The organism is Gemmatimonadaceae bacterium, assembly GCA_035633115.1.
Classification (GTDB): Bacteria; Gemmatimonadota; Gemmatimonadetes; order Gemmatimonadales; family Gemmatimonadaceae; genus UBA4720.
Genome location: DASQFN010000079.1, coordinates 195,157 through 213,243, shown reverse-complemented (window position 1 = coordinate 213,243; position 18,087 = coordinate 195,157). Strand labels below are relative to the sequence as shown.

General features: G+C 62.6%; 18 protein-coding genes. 12 read left to right on the top strand and 6 right to left on the bottom strand.

Annotated elements, in window-relative coordinates; genetic code table 11:
- The first annotated feature begins 70 nt into the window (after nt 1-70).
- The gene (locus VES88_10665; GenBank protein ID HYN81954.1) at nt 71-280 is read left to right on the top strand and encodes a hypothetical protein; all 210 of its coding nucleotides are present in this window, start codon (nt 71-73) and stop codon (nt 278-280) included.
- A 7-nt stretch (nt 281-287) separates the two neighbouring features.
- Here the strand turns inward: VES88_10665 and VES88_10660 are convergent, their stop codons facing one another.
- Nucleotides 288-899 carry a nuclear transport factor 2 family protein gene (locus VES88_10660; GenBank protein ID HYN81953.1) on the bottom strand — a complete coding sequence of 204 codons (612 nt, stop codon included), beginning with the start codon at nt 897-899 and terminating at the stop codon, nt 288-290.
- A 184-nt stretch (nt 900-1,083) separates the two neighbouring features.
- Between VES88_10660 and VES88_10655 the strand changes: the two genes are divergently transcribed.
- The 4 genes from VES88_10655 to thpR all read left to right on the top strand — a co-directional run bounded on the left by VES88_10655 (nt 1,084) and on the right by thpR (nt 4,285).
- Complete coding sequence (locus tag VES88_10655; protein ID HYN81952.1) at nt 1,084-1,689, top strand: hypothetical protein; 606 nt, start codon at nt 1,084-1,086, stop codon at nt 1,687-1,689.
- Between the two features lie 67 nt (nt 1,690-1,756).
- A complete protein-coding gene (locus VES88_10650; protein HYN81951.1) occupies nt 1,757-2,668 on the top strand; it encodes a hypothetical protein in 912 nt (303 codons plus the stop codon).
- A 251-nt stretch (nt 2,669-2,919) separates the two neighbouring features.
- The gene (locus VES88_10645; GenBank protein HYN81950.1) at nt 2,920-3,558 is read left to right on the top strand and encodes a hypothetical protein; all 639 of its coding nucleotides are present in this window, start codon (nt 2,920-2,922) and stop codon (nt 3,556-3,558) included.
- A gap of 166 nt (nt 3,559-3,724) precedes the next feature.
- Nucleotides 3,725-4,285, top strand: coding sequence for an RNA 2',3'-cyclic phosphodiesterase (thpR, locus tag VES88_10640; GenBank protein HYN81949.1), 561 nt, complete (start codon nt 3,725-3,727; stop codon nt 4,283-4,285).
- A gap of 81 nt (nt 4,286-4,366) precedes the next feature.
- Here thpR and VES88_10635 read toward each other — a convergent pair whose 3' ends face one another.
- Nucleotides 4,367-5,551 carry a c-type cytochrome gene (locus VES88_10635; protein ID HYN81948.1) on the bottom strand — a complete coding sequence of 395 codons (1,185 nt, stop codon included), beginning with the start codon at nt 5,549-5,551 and terminating at the stop codon, nt 4,367-4,369.
- Nucleotides 5,552-5,570: 19 nt separating this feature from the next.
- Nucleotides 5,571-7,007, bottom strand: a complete 1,437-nt coding sequence (locus tag VES88_10630; protein HYN81947.1) for a multicopper oxidase family protein — start codon at nt 7,005-7,007, stop codon at nt 5,571-5,573.
- A 142-nt stretch (nt 7,008-7,149) separates the two neighbouring features.
- Here VES88_10630 and mug point away from each other — a divergent pair, with 142 nt between their 5' ends.
- Both mug and VES88_10620 read left to right on the top strand, forming a co-directional pair.
- On the top strand, nt 7,150-7,722 hold the full coding sequence (mug, locus tag VES88_10625; protein ID HYN81946.1) for a G/U mismatch-specific DNA glycosylase: 573 nt from the start codon (nt 7,150-7,152) through the stop codon (nt 7,720-7,722).
- Between the two features lie 217 nt (nt 7,723-7,939).
- Complete coding sequence (locus VES88_10620) at nt 7,940-10,636, top strand: DUF5916 domain-containing protein (GenBank protein ID HYN81945.1); 2,697 nt, start codon at nt 7,940-7,942, stop codon at nt 10,634-10,636.
- Between the two features lie 32 nt (nt 10,637-10,668).
- Here the strand turns inward: VES88_10620 and VES88_10615 are convergent, their stop codons facing one another.
- Entirely contained in the window at nt 10,669-11,862 is a 1,194-nt protein-coding gene (locus tag VES88_10615) for a carboxypeptidase-like regulatory domain-containing protein (GenBank protein ID HYN81944.1), read from the bottom strand.
- Between the two features lie 11 nt (nt 11,863-11,873).
- Nucleotides 11,874-12,530, bottom strand: a complete 657-nt coding sequence (locus VES88_10610) for a hypothetical protein (protein HYN81943.1) — start codon at nt 12,528-12,530, stop codon at nt 11,874-11,876.
- Nucleotides 12,531-12,775: 245 nt separating this feature from the next.
- Here VES88_10610 and VES88_10605 point away from each other — a divergent pair, with 245 nt between their 5' ends.
- Genes VES88_10605 through VES88_10595 form a run of 3 tightly spaced genes read left to right on the top strand, consistent with a single transcriptional unit; the run spans nt 12,776 to nt 15,920 of the window.
- On the top strand, nt 12,776-14,707 hold the full coding sequence (locus VES88_10605) for a serine hydrolase domain-containing protein (GenBank protein HYN81942.1): 1,932 nt from the start codon (nt 12,776-12,778) through the stop codon (nt 14,705-14,707).
- A 37-nt stretch (nt 14,708-14,744) separates the two neighbouring features.
- Nucleotides 14,745-15,371 (top strand): AAA family ATPase, encoded by a 627-nt coding sequence (locus tag VES88_10600; GenBank protein ID HYN81941.1) that lies wholly within the window; start codon nt 14,745-14,747, stop codon nt 15,369-15,371.
- A gap of 51 nt (nt 15,372-15,422) precedes the next feature.
- Nucleotides 15,423-15,920: a GNAT family N-acetyltransferase gene (locus VES88_10595; protein HYN81940.1), complete on the top strand. Its 498-nt coding sequence runs from the start codon at nt 15,423-15,425 to the stop codon at nt 15,918-15,920.
- Here VES88_10595 and VES88_10590 read toward each other — a convergent pair.
- The gene (locus VES88_10590) at nt 15,917-16,450 is read right to left on the bottom strand and encodes a hypothetical protein (protein HYN81939.1); all 534 of its coding nucleotides are present in this window, start codon (nt 16,448-16,450) and stop codon (nt 15,917-15,919) included. The two genes, VES88_10595 and VES88_10590, sit on opposite strands and share 4 nt — an antisense overlap.
- Before the next feature lie 28 nt (nt 16,451-16,478).
- Between VES88_10590 and VES88_10585 the strand changes: the two genes are divergently transcribed.
- Both VES88_10585 and VES88_10580 read left to right on the top strand, forming a co-directional pair.
- Entirely contained in the window at nt 16,479-16,907 is a 429-nt protein-coding gene (locus tag VES88_10585) for a secondary thiamine-phosphate synthase enzyme YjbQ (protein HYN81938.1), read from the top strand.
- Complete coding sequence (locus tag VES88_10580) at nt 16,904-18,073, top strand: MFS transporter (protein ID HYN81937.1); 1,170 nt, start codon at nt 16,904-16,906, stop codon at nt 18,071-18,073. Before VES88_10585 ends, VES88_10580 begins: the two co-directional genes overlap by 4 nt.
- Nucleotides 18,074-18,087 lie beyond the last annotated feature (14 nt).

Sequence of the window (18,087 nt, the reverse complement as noted above, 5' to 3'; positions counted from 1 at the left end):
TTCGGGGTGGCTTTGGCTGGAAGATATGGCATCTTGTTGCAGGAAGTGAACCCTCAGCGGAGGTTGGACTGTGCCTACAAAGCTCGAGAAGACGCTTAAGCGAGAGATCGTGATCAACGGTGAGCCGCACATCGCGACGATCTCTCCGGAGGGCGTCAAGGTCACCAAGAAGGGTTTTCGAAAGGGAAACGAGATCACGTGGCAGGCGATCGCCAGCGGTGATGCGTCCCTTCGCCAGGATCTCAACGCGTCCGTCGCAGCGAGCGAGCCGGGCGAGTAACGCTCGCCTAGTGCTGGTGCGCGGCCGTGTCGGGCTGCGCGGGCGCGCTCACCTCCGCCGGCACGTCGGAGAGATGCTCCTGAACGATCACCCAGCGTCCCCCGCGGTTGGCGAAAACCGCGGTCCACGCGCCTCCGATGACGTGCGGCGTGTTGTTCGGATTGAGGTGCGGCACCCGGTAGGTGGCTGTCATCACTGCGGCGTTCGGTGAGAGAACGTCGATGTGCATCGATGTCCATTCCCACCGTGGATTGCGCATGTTGCTTCCGACATACTGCCAGAATGTCTCCACCTGACTTTGCAGTGCGGCACGCGTGGTAGTCGCACGACCGCTGTTTGCCGAGATCACGGGCCCTTCGGTCGGGTAGAGGCTCATCAGCCGCGCGACTGCGTTCGGCTTTGAAAGATCATAGGTGGCAGTGACGAGCTGCTTCAGCGAGTCGGCAATCGCGGCACGTTCAGGCGTGCTCAGTGTACCCCCTGCTGAATCGCTGCAGCCCGCCGAAAGAAGCGAAGCGAAAAGCAGCACGGTACGGCTCAATGATCTGTTCATGAAGTCGAGTACACCAGTTTGCGATTTCCGATACGCGATAGTGTAGTACCGCAGTCTCCAGTGCACTACCTGCTGTCCATTTCGCTGGACTGCCTTGTCACTCGGCGGGGACAAAACTCGTGTTGATGTGTAATAGAGAGGGAAAACGACATGGCGCGGCCGTTGCACCGCTAGCGCTCAATTTTGGCCGGCCGGCTCGCACGTCTGTGCGGCCTCGCATTCCGGCCGAGGTGGCAGAGGACCTGGGTATATGAAAACAAGACTCGTATTGATAGGCGCAGCCGGACTGATCGTCACGGCGTGCAGTGGCGGCAGCAAGACGATGAGCGACGATCTCAGGAAAGATCTCGATCTCGCCTCGACCTCGGACGGACTGACACTCGCCACAAACGCGGCGAAGGCAAGCCAGGTGGTGTCGGCGATCGAGCGGACAACTCCGCCGGCACCCCGGCGCGTTGCGCAGTCGCAGCGGGTCGTGAAGCATAGGCCGGCTCCACGAACTCCGCCCGCTCCGGTTGAGACCCAGGTGGCCGAAGTCACCGAAGAGGTCGAGCCCCAGCCCGTGATCGAGACCCCGGCTCCGACGGAGTCCGCGCCGGCGGCAGCGCCGCGGCCGCATCCGATTGAGATGCCTTCGGGTTCCGGGGTCCAGGTCGGGCAGGGCGGTGGATCCAACACCGGTGCCGTGCTTGGCGGAATCATCTCCGTCGTCCTTCGTGGAGGAGCAGTCGATGGTGACGAATGCGATCCGCGCACGGACGGTCGGCGCGGCCGCATCGGCACCGCCATCGCGATCAACTCCCGCATTCCAGTGATTCGCGGAACGTTCCCCGGATCGGGACGGGTCCGCTTCTAGAGAAACCCGAGGCGCCGCGCAGAGACTCCATCTCTGCGCGGCGCTTTCGCATTCCAATAACCAACCAATGAGAATCAACTACACCGCTTTCCGCATCTCTCTGGTGTTCGCAGGTGTTGTCGCACTGACGGCATGTTCCGACAACGCCACCAAGGAAGACGCTCTCGCTCAGGACACGACGCTGACGCGGGATCTCGCGCTGGCCAACCGCGATACCGCATCTCAGCCGCAGCTGCAGGACGTTCCGGTCGAAGCGGAGCCGGTGCCCGCAGTCGCGGAGGTCGAGCCCGCTCCAAGAGTCCGTACTCGCCCGGCCCCTCCTCCGCCTGCGCGTAGAACCGTCGTGCGACCTTCATCCGCACCCAGGGCCGCGCCTGCAGAACCCGAAGTCGGAGAAACTGCCGTTACGTCAAGCGGCAACACGGTTACGACGGAGCCACGTGGATCCGAACGCGCGCTTGGAACTGTGTCGGCAGGCTCGGAAATGTCGCTTTACTCCGGCCAGAGGGTTTGCACGAACACCAACTCGGTTGGCGACCGCTTTACCGCGCAGATTGCCGACCCCGTCATGGGGTCGAACGGAGTAGTGATTCCGGCAGGCTCCAGCGCGGTCGTTGAGATCACGACACTCAAGCGGAGCGAGCGCTCCAACGACAACATCGAGATCGGCCTGCGAGTAGAGTCGATCACGTTCAATGGAAAGACGTACCCGGTAACCTCGGAAGTGAGCTACGCGCAGGTGGAGCGGGTACGTGGTGAATCCAAAGTGGGGAGCGATGCCATCAAGGGTGCAGCGATCGGCGCCGTGCTCGGCCAGATTATCGGACGTCGCACGAAATCCACGGTGATTGGTGCCGCCGGTGGCGCGGCCGTAGGAGCGGCAGTCGGGGCGGCCAACTCGAAGGTCGAAGGATGTGTGCCGAGTGGCGGGCGCATCACTCTGAGATTGACGCAGCCGCTCGTGGTTCAGCTTACCTGAGCGGCCGAAACAAACGGCGGCCCATACAAGCCTTCATGCTGTGACCTCAATCGCGCATCCTGACGATCCGGATGCGCGTTTTTTTTTGCGTGAACGCTCACTTGAGCGCATCTTCTGTCGTACTTCAGACACAGGAATACATGCGTCCCACGGTTGTTTTGCCAGTCGCGCTTCTGCTCTGCTCGTGCGCCCAACCGAGCGAGCAAACGGGTGCACCAAAGAGCGATTCGCCAGTCGCCGCTGATTCCGCGTTGACTGGTTCTGCCCTGGCCTCGGCGAAGAAGGACACGAATGGCGTACAGGCTCGCGATGCCTCGACAAAAACTGCGCTGTCCGGACGATCCGCCTCGGCATCGCAGGACTCCGCCGGCTCTGCGAAAACCAAGGCCCGCGGGCCCGCGGACACTCGCTGCGGTATCAAGGGCAATCCCGTTCTGACAACGACGGGAGTCGGGAACCTCGCCATCGGTCGCTCCGTTGACACGGTCAAAGGCAGCTGCCGGATAATTCGGGACGTCATAGAGCTGACCAGCGAGGGGACGCTGGATAATGTCCTGACCCTCGTAATCGGTGGAGACATTTACCGCGCGTCGGTGAAGGACGGTCTCGTGTGGCGCGTTACGGTCAGGACGCCCCGCATCGCAACGCGAGATGGATTGCGGATTGGAACTCCGCTCTCCAGAGTGGCAGCCTTGAAGGGGGTAAAGCTCGCGGAGGGAGAAGACGGCCTGTACCTGCTGCCTCCAACACATTGTGGCTTGAGCTTCAGATTCTCCGTTCAGTCGCGCTGGCCGACCGGGCGTCCGTGGACGCTCGAGGAGGTCGTTAGGCGACACGGCAGCCGGCCGGTGGACCGGATATTCGTGACGAGATGCGTGCGATCGGCGTGAGTGCCGTGCTGCCCGCGCAGGCATCGTCATCGAAAGCAGGGTCGAGTGGGACGGCGGCGGTGTCAGTCCCTATTTTCGGGACCCTGACGGCCACTCAGCGGAGCTCGCAACGCGGGGGACGTGGGCTACGTACTGATAGATAGCCGGTTGAGCAAGGAGGACCGGCATGAGTGGAGCCCCCGTAGCTGCCGAAAGATTGTTCGTCGCCGTACCCCTTACGGAACAGGCACGACAGGAGATAATTGCCAGCCTGCCCGTCCTGCCGGGCCGCCTCGTGCCGCCGCAGAACTGGCATTTCACCCTGCGCTTCCTGGGTGACACGGATCCGCGGATGCGGGATGTGCTCGTCGCCGAGCTTGGCAAGGCGCGCCTGGGGTCGGCGTTCTCGATTTGCTTCGGCGGCCTTGGCGCGTTCCCGCGAGCAAAGCGAGCGCGCATCGTCTGGCTCGGTGTCGATGAAGGAGCGCAGCGGCTGATCTCGGTTGCTGAATCAGTCGAACGGGTCGTGCGCCGCGCGGGCTTCCCAGCGGAAGAGAGGCCGTTCAAGCCGCATCTGACGTTGAGCCGAATCGAGCCCACGCGGTCGGTAGCCGATGTGCTGGACGCGCACGCTCCGCTGGAAGTGAAGATGCCCGTTACCGAGCTAGCGCTTGTGCGCAGCGAGCTCGGCAAGGGACCCGCGCAGTATCAGGCAATCGAGAGATTCAAACTTGGTGAAACGGACTGAACGGATTGATGCAAAAAAAAGGAATCGACAAGCGTTGTGAAGTCTCGCTCCTGATCCGTCCCAATCTGCAAGAATCCATTTTCACCGCTCGTTAGCCGTGGGGTATGCTGGCCCGGGGTATGGGCCAATCGCCTGCACCGTATACGCGCTGGCCCAGAAGTCGGGTGGTCCTTCGCTGTCCGCCACCTTGTTGCTCACCGGCTTCACGCCCCGCTTCAGGTAGGCGGCGATTGCCCACAGCTCCTCGTCGGACATGTGGCGCCAGGAAGGCCACGGCATGGGAGGAGCGAGATACTTCGGATTCGCCGGGTGATTGCCCTGCCCGGGGGTGGCAGACGTGATCTCCACATCGGGCGTCTCGCCCGGGCGCAGTCCGAATCTCAGCGAGTTGAAGATCTGGCGCTCGCTGAACCGGCCGATACCGGTGGTGTTGTCCGGCGTGATGTTCCGCGGACGGGTCTTGAACGGCCCGATCACGAATTCGTCTTCCGGTTTCGTCATGCCGGCAAGGTATCCCTTTGCCGCCGGATTGGGGCCTCCTCCGTGACAGCCTCCGCAGTCCTTTCTTATGACGAGGACCCGCCCGCGAAGGACGTTCTGATTGCCCTCCTGGCCGGGTGTCTCGCTCGCCGTCGGATGCGGAGCCGCAGGATAGACGCCGATCTTCTCGGGCGTGGATTCGCTCGCCCAGAAATCTGGCGGGGCTTCGCTGTCCGCCACCTTGTTGGTGACCGGCTTCAAACCGTTCTTCAGGTATGCGGCTATCGCCCAGAGGTCCTGATCGGGCATATGTCGCCATGCTATCCACGGCATGGACGGAGGAAGATACTTTGGATTGGCGGGGTGATTGCCCTGACCCGGCGTCGTCGACGTGATCGACACGTCCGGAGTCTCACCCGGTCGGAGACCGTAGCGAAGCGCGTTGAAGATCTGCCGCTCGCTGTACCGGCCAATTCCAGTCGCGCTGTCGGGCGTGAGATTGCGCGGACGGGTCTTGAATGGTCCCACCGGGAATTCCTGCTCCGGGGTCATCATTCCGGCGAGCCAGCCGGTGGCTGCGGGATTGTTGCCGCCGCCGTGACAGTCTCCGCAGGCGCTGGCGGTAATGACTGCCCTGCCTCGAAGGATCTGATCCCGCTGCGCCATACCGGATGACATCGTCGTGCCCGGCGTCGTTCCCGGCGTCGCGGTACTCTGGCCTGTGCATGCCGCGAGTGACAGTGCGGCAATAGACGATCCGCAGAAACGCCCCAGCGACCGCATCATGCTCGCCTCCCAGTGGTTGTCATTTGACTTCGAGCACACCCATCATACCGTGGTCCTCATGGTCCAGGATGTGGCAGTGAAACATCCACTTTCCTGGATAGCCGTCAAGGCGCACGATGAACCGCGCCGTCTCGTGCTTCGGCACATTGACCACGTCCTTCCAGCTCCGGTATTTCTCCGGCACGCCGTTGCGGTCCAGCACCTGGAACTGAAAACCGTGCAGGTGGAATGGATGGTCCATCCCCACCAGGTTTTCGATCTCCCAGATTTCCGTCGCCCCGAGCCGCGCACTGACGTCAACGCGATTCATGTCCATCGACTTGCCATTGATGAGATGCTGGGTCAGCACCATCACGCGCGTGGCAGTCGCTTTGGCGGGATCGAGAGGCGGGATCGGGCGCAGTCTCTTGGGTATCCTGACCGCGGTCACCGGCGATTTCTTCGTGTAACGCACGGCCAGCAGGTTCAGCGGTTCGTTCCAGTCGGGGGGCCGGGTCTGCGGTATGTAGCGGTCGTACGGCAGTGTCTGGAGGAAGCTCACGCTGCCCGGGGAACCTGTGCCGCGCACGAGTAGCTCTGCCCGCTCGCTGTTGACGATGAGAATCTCCTTCACTTCAATCGGCCGCTCGAACAGGCCGCCGTCGCTCCCGACGTGCAGGAACGTGTGACCCGGGAGCGCCAGTCTGTAGACTCGGGAGGCCGAGGCGTTGATCACTCTCCATCGCTGCACCTCCCCGCTGCGGATGCTGATAGTCGGATTCACCTGACCGTTGATGAAAAGGACGTTGCCCTCCCGCCCGTTTTCGCGATCGACGGCACCCTGCGCCGATTGCGGCTGCGGGAAGTCTATCGATCCGTCCGCGAGGAAGCGGTTGTCTGAGAGAATCAGCAGCTTTTCCGTCAGAGAAGCTGGCAACGGATCATCGGCGGCGCGGACGATGATCGCCCCGTAGAGACCTTTGCCGACCTGGTAGCCGGTATCATGGTGGGGATGGGGGTGATACCAGTAGGTGCCGGCGGAGCCTCGCTGAATGGTAAATACGTAGTCGTACGTCCCACCCGGCGCGACAGGATAGAAGGGACTGCCGTCGGCAGTAACCGGGATATGGAGGCCGTGCCAGTGGATCGTTGTCGGAACGGGCAGGTTGTTCCGGAAATGGATGATGACCTTGTCGCCCTCATGTATCTCGAGTGTTGGGCCCGGTACCTGGCCGTTGTAGGCAAACGCGTCACTCTGTTTGCCGGGTACAAGCGAGAGCCGCGCCGGCGCGGCGGTTATCGTCACCTCCACGGTGTGCGGCACCGAGGAAATGTTCTCGAGAACCGGAGGAGCAGAGAGGGCAGCCGACGGGGCGACACCGGCTACCACGAGCCGGTTGTCGTGAGCCTGTGCTCCTATGCCGGTTAGAGGGAGCGTCGATGCGAGAACCGCCAGCAGCCTGTGCATGCGGGTCATCGCGTGCGGCGGAGTGTGTTCCGCCGTGTGCAAAAACGTCATGGATGGTGGATCCTGAGCCGATATCAGAAAAGAGAATAAGCTCGCGGGCCGTTGCCTGCAACGACCTTTGTGCACAAGCGCAGGCCTACAACAATCTTCGATGACTACTCCCAAAGACTCAGCGCCATGGCGGCCGACAGCAGAAGAGGTCCGCGGGGCGGCCGGGCTGACTGTCCGCGATCTTATCGCGCCAGGCCTCTCGATACTTTTCTGCGGGATCAACCCCGGCCTGTACTCCGGTGCGACGGGGTTGCATTTCGCGCGTCCCGGAAATCGCTTTTGGCCGGCGCTTCATGCCGGAGGGTTCACAGAGCGCGTTCTGGCTCCCTGGGAAGAGCACGTGTTGCTCGAATCAGGATACGGCGTAACGGCACTCGTTCGACGGGCAACCGCCACTGCTGCCGAGCTGAGCGATGAAGAATTCGTCGCGGGACGTCGAGCGCTCGAGCGAAAAGTGCGACACTACAAGCCGCGATGGGTTGCCGTGCTCGGGCTCGGCGCCTACCGCACGGCGTTCGGTCGACCGCGTGCGATCGTCGGCCAGCAGCCGGAGCGGATTGGTCCTGCCGGCCTCTGGGTCCTGCCTAACCCGAGCGGGCTCAACGCGAACCATCAGCTCCCCGTTCTGGCGACGATGTTCCGGGAGCTCCGCGTCGTCGCGATGGAGCCCTGAGAGTCGCCGCAACCGCGCCGGCGGCGGCAGGGAGCGGGAGGACGGGCCACCGCGCCAGCTGTCCATCTCACTGAAACCGGCCGCCGTGAACTCCAGTATCGAATAGAGGGGTCGGTATTCAAAGAATGCGGTGAAACAAACGCTTTCAATTCATGGGTTGTCAAACCCCGATGCTCGCCAGTCCGTCTTACTTCTGTCTCTCCTCACTCTGGGAAACATGCGCCGACGTCTTGTTCAAGTACTGATCCTTTCGCCCTTCTTTGGTCTGGTCGTCGGGGCGCAACAGCCGGCACCGGCAGCCCCAACAGGCGGGCGACCAGTTTTGATTCCCCACGCCCAGGCGCCCACTGCAACGGCTGCGACGCGCTCCGGGACGGTGAACATCGACGGACGGCTGGACGAGGCAGCATGGCAGGCGGCGACACCCGTCACTGAGTTCACTCAGCGCGACCCCAACGAGGGTCAGCCGGCATCGGAGCGAACCGAGGCGCGCATCCTGATCGACGGGGATGCGCTTTACGTCGGCATGCGACTCTTCGACAAAGAGCCGCAGAAGATTCAGTCGCAGCTTGTGCGCCGCGACGAGTCCATCGAGGGAGACCTGGTTGAGCTGATGCTCGACAGTTATCATGACCACCTGAGCGGTGTGATCTTCCGGCTCTCTCCGGACGGTGCGCGTCGCGACGCTACCATCAGCCCATCGGGCAACCAGGACGCGTCGTGGGATCCTGTGTGGGAGGGTAGCGCGACGATCGATTCACTCGGCTGGACCGCCGAGTTTCGGATTCCACTGTCGCAGCTGCGGTACGATCGCAATCAGGCTACCCGGACGTGGGGCCTTCAGCTCGCGCGCAAGATCGCGCGCAAAGGTGAGCTGGATTTTTTCTCGTATACTCCCAAGACCGAGCAGGGTGGAATTCACCGGTATGGACACCTTACCGGCCTCGGCGACCTTCCTTCGACGAGGCGCATCGAGCTCGTGCCCTACGTCCTCGCAAAAAACGAGAATCCGTCGGTGTCACCCGACGATCCGTTCCGCGAGAAGAACAACATCGCACCGGGCGCCGGGCTGGACGTGAAGCTCGGAATCACCAGCAACTTCACGCTCGACGCGACGTTCAATCCCGATTTCGGCCAGGTGGAGGTGGACCCGGCGGTGGTGAACCTCTCCGCGTTCGAGACATTTTTCCCCGAGCGCAGGCCGTTCTTCGTCGAGGGCTCGAGCATCTTCCGCTTCGGCGACATGCGAACGCAGAATGCATCCGGCGGCTACACTTTCCTGCACTCACGCCGCATAGGCCGCCAGCCGCAGCGAGTCATCGGCGGGTCCGACGTGACGTTCGTCGACGCACCGCTCGAGACGACGATTGCGGGAGCCGCAAAGCTCACCGGCCGCACCAAGGGGGGATGGTCGATCGGGCTTCTCGACGCGGTCACGCTGCGGGAGGAGGCGCGGTTCCGGAACACCGCGGGTGTCGATCAAACCGCGACCGTCGAGCCTCTCGCGAATTATTTCATGGCGCGCCTCAAGCGTGACCTCCGAGGCGGCAACACGACGATCGGAGCAGCTGCAACGGCAGTGAACCGCAATCTCGACGAACCGGCGCTCGAGCCCCTCTTCCGCAAGGCGGCGTACGTAGGCGGAGTCGACTGGAACCACGCCTGGTCCAATCGCCGGTGGGCATTCGACGGGGCGTTTGTCGCCAGCCACAACGTCGGAAGCGCGGAAGCGATAGACGCGCTTCAGCTCTCGCCCGCGCGCTACTTCCAGCGTCCGGACAAGGAGAACTACCGGCGCGATCCCACAAAAACGTCGCTCACCGGATATGTCGCCGAGATGACGCTGGCGAAGCTGGCAGGGCTGCACTGGAAGGGAACGCTCACGTATCAGGAATACAACCCGGGATTCGAGATCAACGAGTCGGGGTTTCTTGGCGAGACAGACATGCGGGGCATCGCCCCTCTCATCGGGTACGAGGAGAGCAAGCCAGGCAAGTTCGCGCGTAACTGGGCACAGTACCTGTTCTGGAATCCGACGTGGAACTTCGACGGCGACATGACATACAACGGCGTCGGGTCGATCAGCGTCGCCGAGCTGCCCAACTTCTGGAATATTTTCTTCCGGCTGGACTGGCGTCCTCCGGTGTTCAACCCGGGGCTGACGCGTGGGGGGCCGGTGGCACGCGTCGTGTCCGGCGGCGGGGTGCAGACGGAGATCAACTCGGACAGGCGAAAGCGCTACACCTACGGCGTCTATTCGAATTATTCGTGGAACAAGGCTGGTGGAAGGGGAGTGACCATCAGCCCATACACGACACTGCGTCCGATGACTGCTCTGCGTGTGTCGTTCTCTCCCAACTTCACCCGCACGCACGCGATGGCTCAATTCGTCACGCGCGTCGCCGATCCCCTGGCAACCGACACGTACGGCGCTCGGTATGTATTCGCGACGCTCAACCAGAAGCAGCTCGCGCTGGTGACACGTGTCGACTGGACGTTCACACCCGCCCTGTCGCTTCAGCTCTTCATGCAGCCGCTGCTCGCGGCCGCTGATTTCCGGGACTACAAGGAATTCGCGCGCCCGCGTCAATTCGAGTTCAATATTTACGGAAGCGATGTCGGCACTATCTCCCGCAGCGAGTCGGGAGTCTACTCAGTCGACCCGGATGCGGCGGGGCCGGCGCCGCTGTTCAGCTTCGGCGAGCGCGATTTCAACCGGCGTTCGCTGCGCGGCAATGCGGTAGTGCGCTGGGAGTATCGCCCGGGGTCGGCGCTGTTTTTCGTGTGGCAGCAGAGCCGGTTCGGCTCCATTCCCTCGGACGAGTTCGATTTTTCGCACGACTTGGACGAGCTGTGGAACGTTCAGCCCCAGAACGTATTCGTGGTGAAGGGAACCTGGTGGATCGGCAGGTAGCGCCCACAGTCCCGCGTTTGCGAAGGTCGCTGTTACGGAGGAGGAGCAGGACATGTTCCTGCGCCAGCCTGAACGGTTACGCTGCCCGTTCCTGATCTGGCACCAGCGCCCGAGTTCACCGTTGCGTTGACGTTGTATGTGCCGATCTGACTGATGGGCTGACGATCGACTGCCATGCCGCTCGCGTTGAGGGTACCGCTTCGCTGCGTTGCACCGACGGTACCGGTGCCGGTCCACATGGTGGTCCACGACGCGCCTGGCTGCGCCGGAGTTGTTGTTATTCCGGTGCAGGTTTCCGACGACACATTCGGCACGATGTGCCGGTAGCTCGGCGCCGGATTGCTCAGATTGACCGTGAAGTTGATGCAATCGAAGTTCGCCGTCGCCGCCTGGTTTGACTGGACCGTCACTGTTTGCGGGTTCGTGCTGCAGAACGCTCCGGCTGGCGGGGTGATCGTCGCTGTGTAGGTCCCTGGCTGCACGTTCGAGATCGTGTAAGTCCCGCCGGCGGCGGTCGCCGCTGTGCCAATTGTGGTCGCTCCCTGCGTGAGCGTGACCGTCACTCCCGACTGTCCAACATTGTTGAGGCGCACCGCTCCCGTGACGCTCCCCGGTGCACTCGTGCAGTCGAAGTCCGCTGTCGTTGTGAGATTGGACTGAACGGTGACGTCGCGCTGGGTCGTCGGGCAGATGGCGTTTGGCGGAGGCGTCATGCCGATTGTGTACGCGCCGGGCAAAAGATTAGGGATCGTGTACGTCCCGTTGCTTCCTGTCGTCGCACTTCCAACCGTGGTCGTGCCCTGCCTCGCCGTGACTGCGGCTCCTGCAACCGGCGCAAGGTCGAGGCGTATCGTTCCGTTGACACTCCCGACCTGAGGCGTGCACACGATGTTCAGCGTCGTCGTCTGAAACGCCAGGATCGTCGCGTTGGCCGCAGGGCAGTTGAACCCCATGGCCGTCGGTGTGACGGTGTAGTCCCCGAGCGTAAGATCCTCGAAGGTGTAGACACCCGTGCTGGCCGTGGTGGTCGAGCGATTCTCGGGGCCCGTGAGGGCGATCGTCGCGCCGGTGATCGGTGCAGCGCCGACCGAAAGGAGGCCGGTGAGATTCCCGATCGGCCGGGTGTTCTGGGCAGTGAGGAAGTAGTCGGTCTCCTTGGGGTCACAGCTCAGCGCGGCTGTCAGGAGCACGAGCGGGCGCGCACGCCGCAGCCGGGCTCGAAGCACTCTGACTCTGGTCAAAAGAGTTCAGACACGTTGAGATGGACTCCGAGAAAGACCCGGAAAGCTTCGGCGGCGTTCTTCTTGTCGAACTGTCCGTTGTATCCGATTCCGAAGTCGAGGCCGACTACCTCGCCCAGGAGATAGACTGCGCCGACACCGTAGTCGCCGGTCCATGTCTTGTGAATGCGCCTCTCGGTCAGCGTTGTCCCGTCGATAACGTTGAAGTCGCCGTTGTTCCATTCGTGGTATGCCGCCCCCCACATGAAGAGCGCGGAGTGGAAGCCCTGATAAGGGACAATGCGCACGCCCACGCCAAGCCCGACGTTGTCCACCTCACCGTGGACCTCGTCTCCGCTGGCGAGCGTCGTGTTCGTCTCCAGGCCGGTACCGTAAAAGCCGCCAATGGTGGCCCAGATTGGGCGATCACCGATCTGTTGTCCGACCGTGAATCCCCCGCCGTACGAGATCGACTTCGCCTCGTGCTCGACAACCGCGGGGTCGTCGCCGGAAACATCTTCCCACCTCGGAAATTTCCGGAATTCGGCCGTGAGCTCCAGGAACTGGGAGCTGATGACGACCTGCGGCGTACTGAGACTGGTCTCGACCTGCGCTTGCGCACGCCACGTGATGACCGCAGACAGCAGAAAGGCCCAAGCAGAAAACCTGTACATCGACCCCTCCGCCTTGCGGCGCGACACGATGGCTGAACCGGTTGAACGCGCGGACAACATAGACGCATCCTAATCGAATTCAAGAGGGACGCATGGATGTTGCAGAGGTTTCCGGCGAAAATTAGAATCACGTTTCCGTGATGGATTGGCCCACGTGCGTCAGAGAGGAACCGCATTTCGCGATCACTCGAAGCCCGAGGCTTATCACCATCCATAAGGTCGCGAGCATGTAAATTGGAGCCTCGTTGACGCCTTCACTCCTTCGCCGCTCTGCGGCTTTTTTCAGCGCCGTGCTTCTTTCGGCACAGCCTCTCCAGGCGCAGGCGCCCGCATCACTCGACACGATCGTCCCGTCGCTGATGAAGCGGTACGACGTACCGGGTGCGGCTCTCGCGATTGTGAGAGGCAACAAGGTCGTAGCGCTCAAAGGGTTCGGGATCGCCCGCGCCAGCGACGGAGCGGCCGTCGATTCGGCGCGCACTCTGTTTCGACTGGGCTCACTCGGGAAGCTGTTCATCGCGACAGCGGTGATGCAGCAGCTCTTTCCCTTTTACGCCGAGCTCGACGAAGACGTCAACAGCTTTCTCGAGTTCCGGATTCCTAAAACGTGGCCCGAGCCGGTCACCCTCGAACGGTTGCTCACACACTCTGCCGGATTCGACGAGCGGATAATCGGCTATGCCGCTCCTTCGCGGGACTCGGTAGGAGCGCTCGGCCCGTATTTGCGGGCACACGTTCCGAATCGCGGCTGGCGGCCCGGCGAAGTCATCGGCTATTCGAATTACGGATTCGCACTGGCGGCCCATGTCGTGGAGCGGATGAGCGGGTTGCCGTTCGACCGCTACGCGCGGGAGCGCATTTTCGTGCCGCTCGGGATGAAGCGCACTTTCTACGTGCGGGTGCCCAACCCGTTCGCCGGCAATCTCGCCGACGGCCATGAGTGCGACGGCGCGTCGTGCAACGCTGTGGCGGAAGTCTACTCGCGGCCCTATGCCGTTGGACTAGTCTACTCCACCGCGGCGGACATGGCGCAATTCCTCGTCGCGCAGCTCAACAGAGGCGCGTCCGGGAGCGGCCGGGCGCTCGATTCCGGGGCGGTGACGCTGATGCAGGAGCAGCATTTCACCGCGGACTCGCTCTTGCCCGGAATGTCTTACGGTTTCATCAACCAGCGGCACCGCGGGCACCGTGTGCTGTCGCACGCCGGCACCGTGCCGGGCACGAGCAATCTCCTGTTCCTCGTACCGGACCAGAGGCTCGGCGTGTATTTCGTCGCCAACGGCGGGCGCTCGACGTTCGGAGCCGCGCTGCGGGACACACTCCTGGCGATGCTGATCCCCACGGCTGCAGACACGTCGGCCGCACCTGTTGCGCCCGCGACGACGCCTGCGTTGAGCGACGAATACCTTCGGACGCTTGCCGGACCGTATCAGGTCACGCGCTATGCACACCGCACAATCGAGCGATTTCCTCTCTTGTTCTCGACGTCGGTGGAGCTCGAGCTGGACGAGGGCCGGTTGATGCTTCCGATGGGCGATACGCGGCTCGCGTTCGCTCCGATCGATTCGCTTCATTTTCGTGAAGTGGGCGGGGAGCGGCTCATCGCGTTCCGGCGTAATTCCAGCGGCGCCGTGACGCATCTGATTGCGCCAATTCCAGTGTTCGGCTCCGAGCTGACCGGAACGCTGGAGCGCCGGGCGTGGCATGAAAGAGCGCACTTCATGAACGAATACGTCTCATGGCTGCTGCTCGTGCCGCTGATTCTGATTTTCGTCGCGTGGCCGATCGCGACGCTTCTCGCCCGGCGGCGCCGGCTGCGGACGGAGCCCGATGCGCCGCACAAGCGGCGCCTGCGGGCGCAGGCGGCGCTCGCTGTCGCGATTCTCTTCCTGATCTTCTGGGCGTTCTTCGGGTTCGATTTCATCGCCGCTTCCACGAGAATGATCGAGAATGCAAACGGGATCGTGTACGGAGTCCCGGAGGAGTTCCGGACGCTCGCGTTCATGCCCTGGGTACTCGCCGTGCTTGCTTTTTTGATGGTCGTGAGCGCAATCGCCGCGTGGCCGGCTCGCTGGTGGGACGCGACGCGGCGGACGCTGTACGCGCTCACGACGGTGTGCGCGGTGCTGACAATCGTCTTCCTGCTTCGCTGGAACTACCTGCCGCCGGTTTTCTAGTTTGACCGCGCGGCTCTCAGCGCGTAACGTCTGAGCAATGACGACGAACGTTCGCGAGCTGTTCCCGAGAGATGTGCCCACTCGCCGCCGCCTGAAGGTCGCGTTCGTCGGATCGCACGGCGTGGGAAAGACAACTCTGTGCTTCGACCTGGCGTCGCAACTCAAGCGGCTCGACCTCGGAGTCGACCTCGTGAAAGAGGTGGCCCGGCGGTGCCCGCTCCCCATCAACGAGGAGACGACGCCCGATGCGCAGGCGTGGATTCTTCATACACAGATAGCCGAGGAGCTGGCGGCTGCGACTATTTATGAGGTGGTCGTGTGCGACCGGTCGGTTCTCGACAACTATGCATACCTCGTAGCACGGGTTGGGCGGCGACCCGAGCTCGACCCGCTGGTGGGCAGCTGGATCCGTACCTACAGTGCGCTATTCAAGGTCCCGGTGCTCGAGGCGCCGTCGTTCGATGGCACGCGCGCCGTGAGCCGGAGTTTTCAGATGGAGATCGACGGGATCATCGATGAGCTGCTGGCGGCGTTCGCTGTTGACGCTCTGCCGCTCGATCCCGCTGATCGCGACGGTTGGATCCCGACGGTGATGCACGCGCTCGATCTTCCGATGCGTCCGCCTCAGATCGATTTGTTCGGAGCGGCTGCAGTCGGCGGCTGAGGCTCGCGGTCGGTCAACACCGGCATGGTGATGAAAGTTAATTCCATGACCATGAGTAAAGGCCGCGCGACCCGCTACGCGATCGAGGCAGACATTCCGGAGATCGTGCGAATCATCAACGCCGCATTCCGGGTCGAGGATTTTTTTATCGACGGTGACCGCACGAACGCGGCGGACATCGGCGCGCGGATGGCTGATCCGCGTGTTCGATTCCTCGTCGTCGGCGCGGACGAGCCCGGCGTGCTCGCGGCGGCCGTCGTCGTGGACGTACACGACGATCGAGGACACTTCGCCATGCTTTCAGTCGATCCTCCGCTTCAGGGACGCGGGCTCGCCCGGGTTCTCATGAATGCAGTCGAGGACCACTGCTGGGCGGAGGGATGCGACACAGTCGAAATCGAGGTGGTCAATCTGAGAGAAGAGCTTCCGGCCTTCTATAACGCGATGGGATACCTTCCTGCCGACACGGCGCCGTTTCCCGACAAGGCGAAACTGCGCCGCGACGCGCACATGGTGTTGATGACGAAGCGCTTGAGCGCGTCCAGTTAGAAAGTGATGCGCGTCGCGTGAGCCGTCGCGTCTCCTCCTCCTGTCGCAGGTTTGCCCGCCATGTCGAAGTTCTCCCACTTGATCGTCGAGTCGTAGGAGTTGCCGTCGGCCGCGAGCGTTATGATCTCGCTGAGGACGCCGTGACCGGTCGGCATCCATCCGCCGCCGCTGGCGATGTCCTGAAACGCCGCGGGAGCCTTTGTCGGATAGAAGATGTACTTCGCCTCGAACCTGTTGGGGCCTACCTGCCTCCAGACGCCGTACGCCGGCGGCACGGGCGGGGCGCCGTCGTAGTTGGATGATTCGGTCATCGTCCCGCCGAGATTGAACACGTAGAGGAATCGCAGATCCTTGATTGGCGCGAAGGGGCCGCTGGTGAACTGGACATTCCCCTGCCACGCACCGACCAGGGCGCTCGGATCCGGTGCTTGCGTCGCACCCTTTGACGAATCAACTGAAGATGAGGGCGATGGCGAACAGCCGAGGACTAGCAAAGCGACCGACAGCAGGGCGAGGCGGGCGAAAGGCATGTTGTCTCCTTTTGGAGGTGCACCGCGGATGAACTTGAAGCGAACGGCACGATGGCGCTATCGACTGAAGGCCGAGTTCGGAGTTCGCGACGTCACCGGCGAGGTCACAGAGCTCGTCGGTGAGTCCGGCGTCGCAAACGGGATTGTCGTCGTCTCCATCACCGGATCGACAGGTGCAATCACGACGATCGAGTTTGAACCGGGAGCGCTGAAGGATCTGCGCGACGCGCTCGACCGAATCGCACCGACCGGGGCGCACTACGATCACAACGCTCGCTGGGGTGATGGAAACGGATTCTCCCACGTTCGCTCCGCGCTGCTCAGGACGAGCATCAGTCTTCCTGTCGTGGACGGAGAGCTTGCGCTCGGAACCTGGCAGCAGATTGTTGTGCTGAACCTCGACAACAGAGACCGTGAGCGTGAAGTCGTAGCAGTCGTCTGCCCAACTCGAGCGTGAGCTCACGCCGCGCACTGTTCGCATGCGCGTGCCTCGGCTTGCTGACGTTCGGCATCGTGTTCACCACGCTGGGATCAGTGCTTCCGTCGATCATCGAGCGGTTCGGAATCGACAAGGCTCAGGCCGGCGGGCTTTTCGTTCTCATGACACTGGGAATTCTTGCCGGCTCGCTCGTATTCGGCCCGCTGGTGGATCGTTACGGATACAAGGGAATTCTTCTCGCGGCGATCGGGTTGACTTTCGTCGGTCTCGAGGGGATCGCGTTCGCGCCGTCGCTCGCGCTGCTCCGGTTGGCCATCGTGATCATCGGATTCGCGGGGGGCATCGTCAACGGCGGCACGAACGCGCTGGTCGCCGACATCAGCAGCGGCGAGCGCGGCGCCAGCCTCAATCTGCTGGGCGTTTTCTTCGGTGTCGGGGCAGTGGGTGTTCCGTTCCTTCTCGCGACACTCACCGGGCGATTTACACAATCGGCGCTGATCGCCTCCGTTGGCGCGCTTGCCGTCGTTCCGCTGGCGGTCATTGCGGTAACCGGCTTTCCTGCGCCGAAGCAGGCGCAGGGATTTCCGATCGCCGCCGCCGGCGGACTTCTCAGGGATCGCCTGATCCTGCTGATGGGATTGATGCTTTTTCTCGAGAGCGGACTCGAGATCACCGTTGGCGGCTGGACGTCTACGTTCGTACGCGAAGAGCTGGCGGTCGCAGCAGGACCGGCGCTCGTCATTCTTTCGCTGTACTGGCTTGGAATGATGCTCGCGCGTCTTGCGCTGGGATCGATTCTTCGGCGAGCGTCGCCCTTCACCGTGCTCTACGTGTGTCTGGCGATCGCGTTCGCGGGTTCCGCGCTCCTGTTGACTACGCGCTCGGTTGAGATGGCCACTGTCGGGGTCTTCCTGCTGGGTGTCGGTTTTGCCGCGATGTTTCCGACTCTTCTTGGCTTCATCGGGGATCGGTATGCCGACCTGTCGGGAACGGCTTTCAGCCTGGTGATTGCGATGGCACTCCTTGGCGGAATGCTTCTACCGTATCTCGCGGGAGTTCTTGGAGGGAAGTACGGAATGCGAGGATCGTTCGTGATCGTTCCCGCTGCCCTCGTCATACACGCCATCCTGCTGGCGATTCTGAGAAGCTGGCTTCGACGTGCTGACGCCCCGACCACACGCTGAAATACATTCACCAT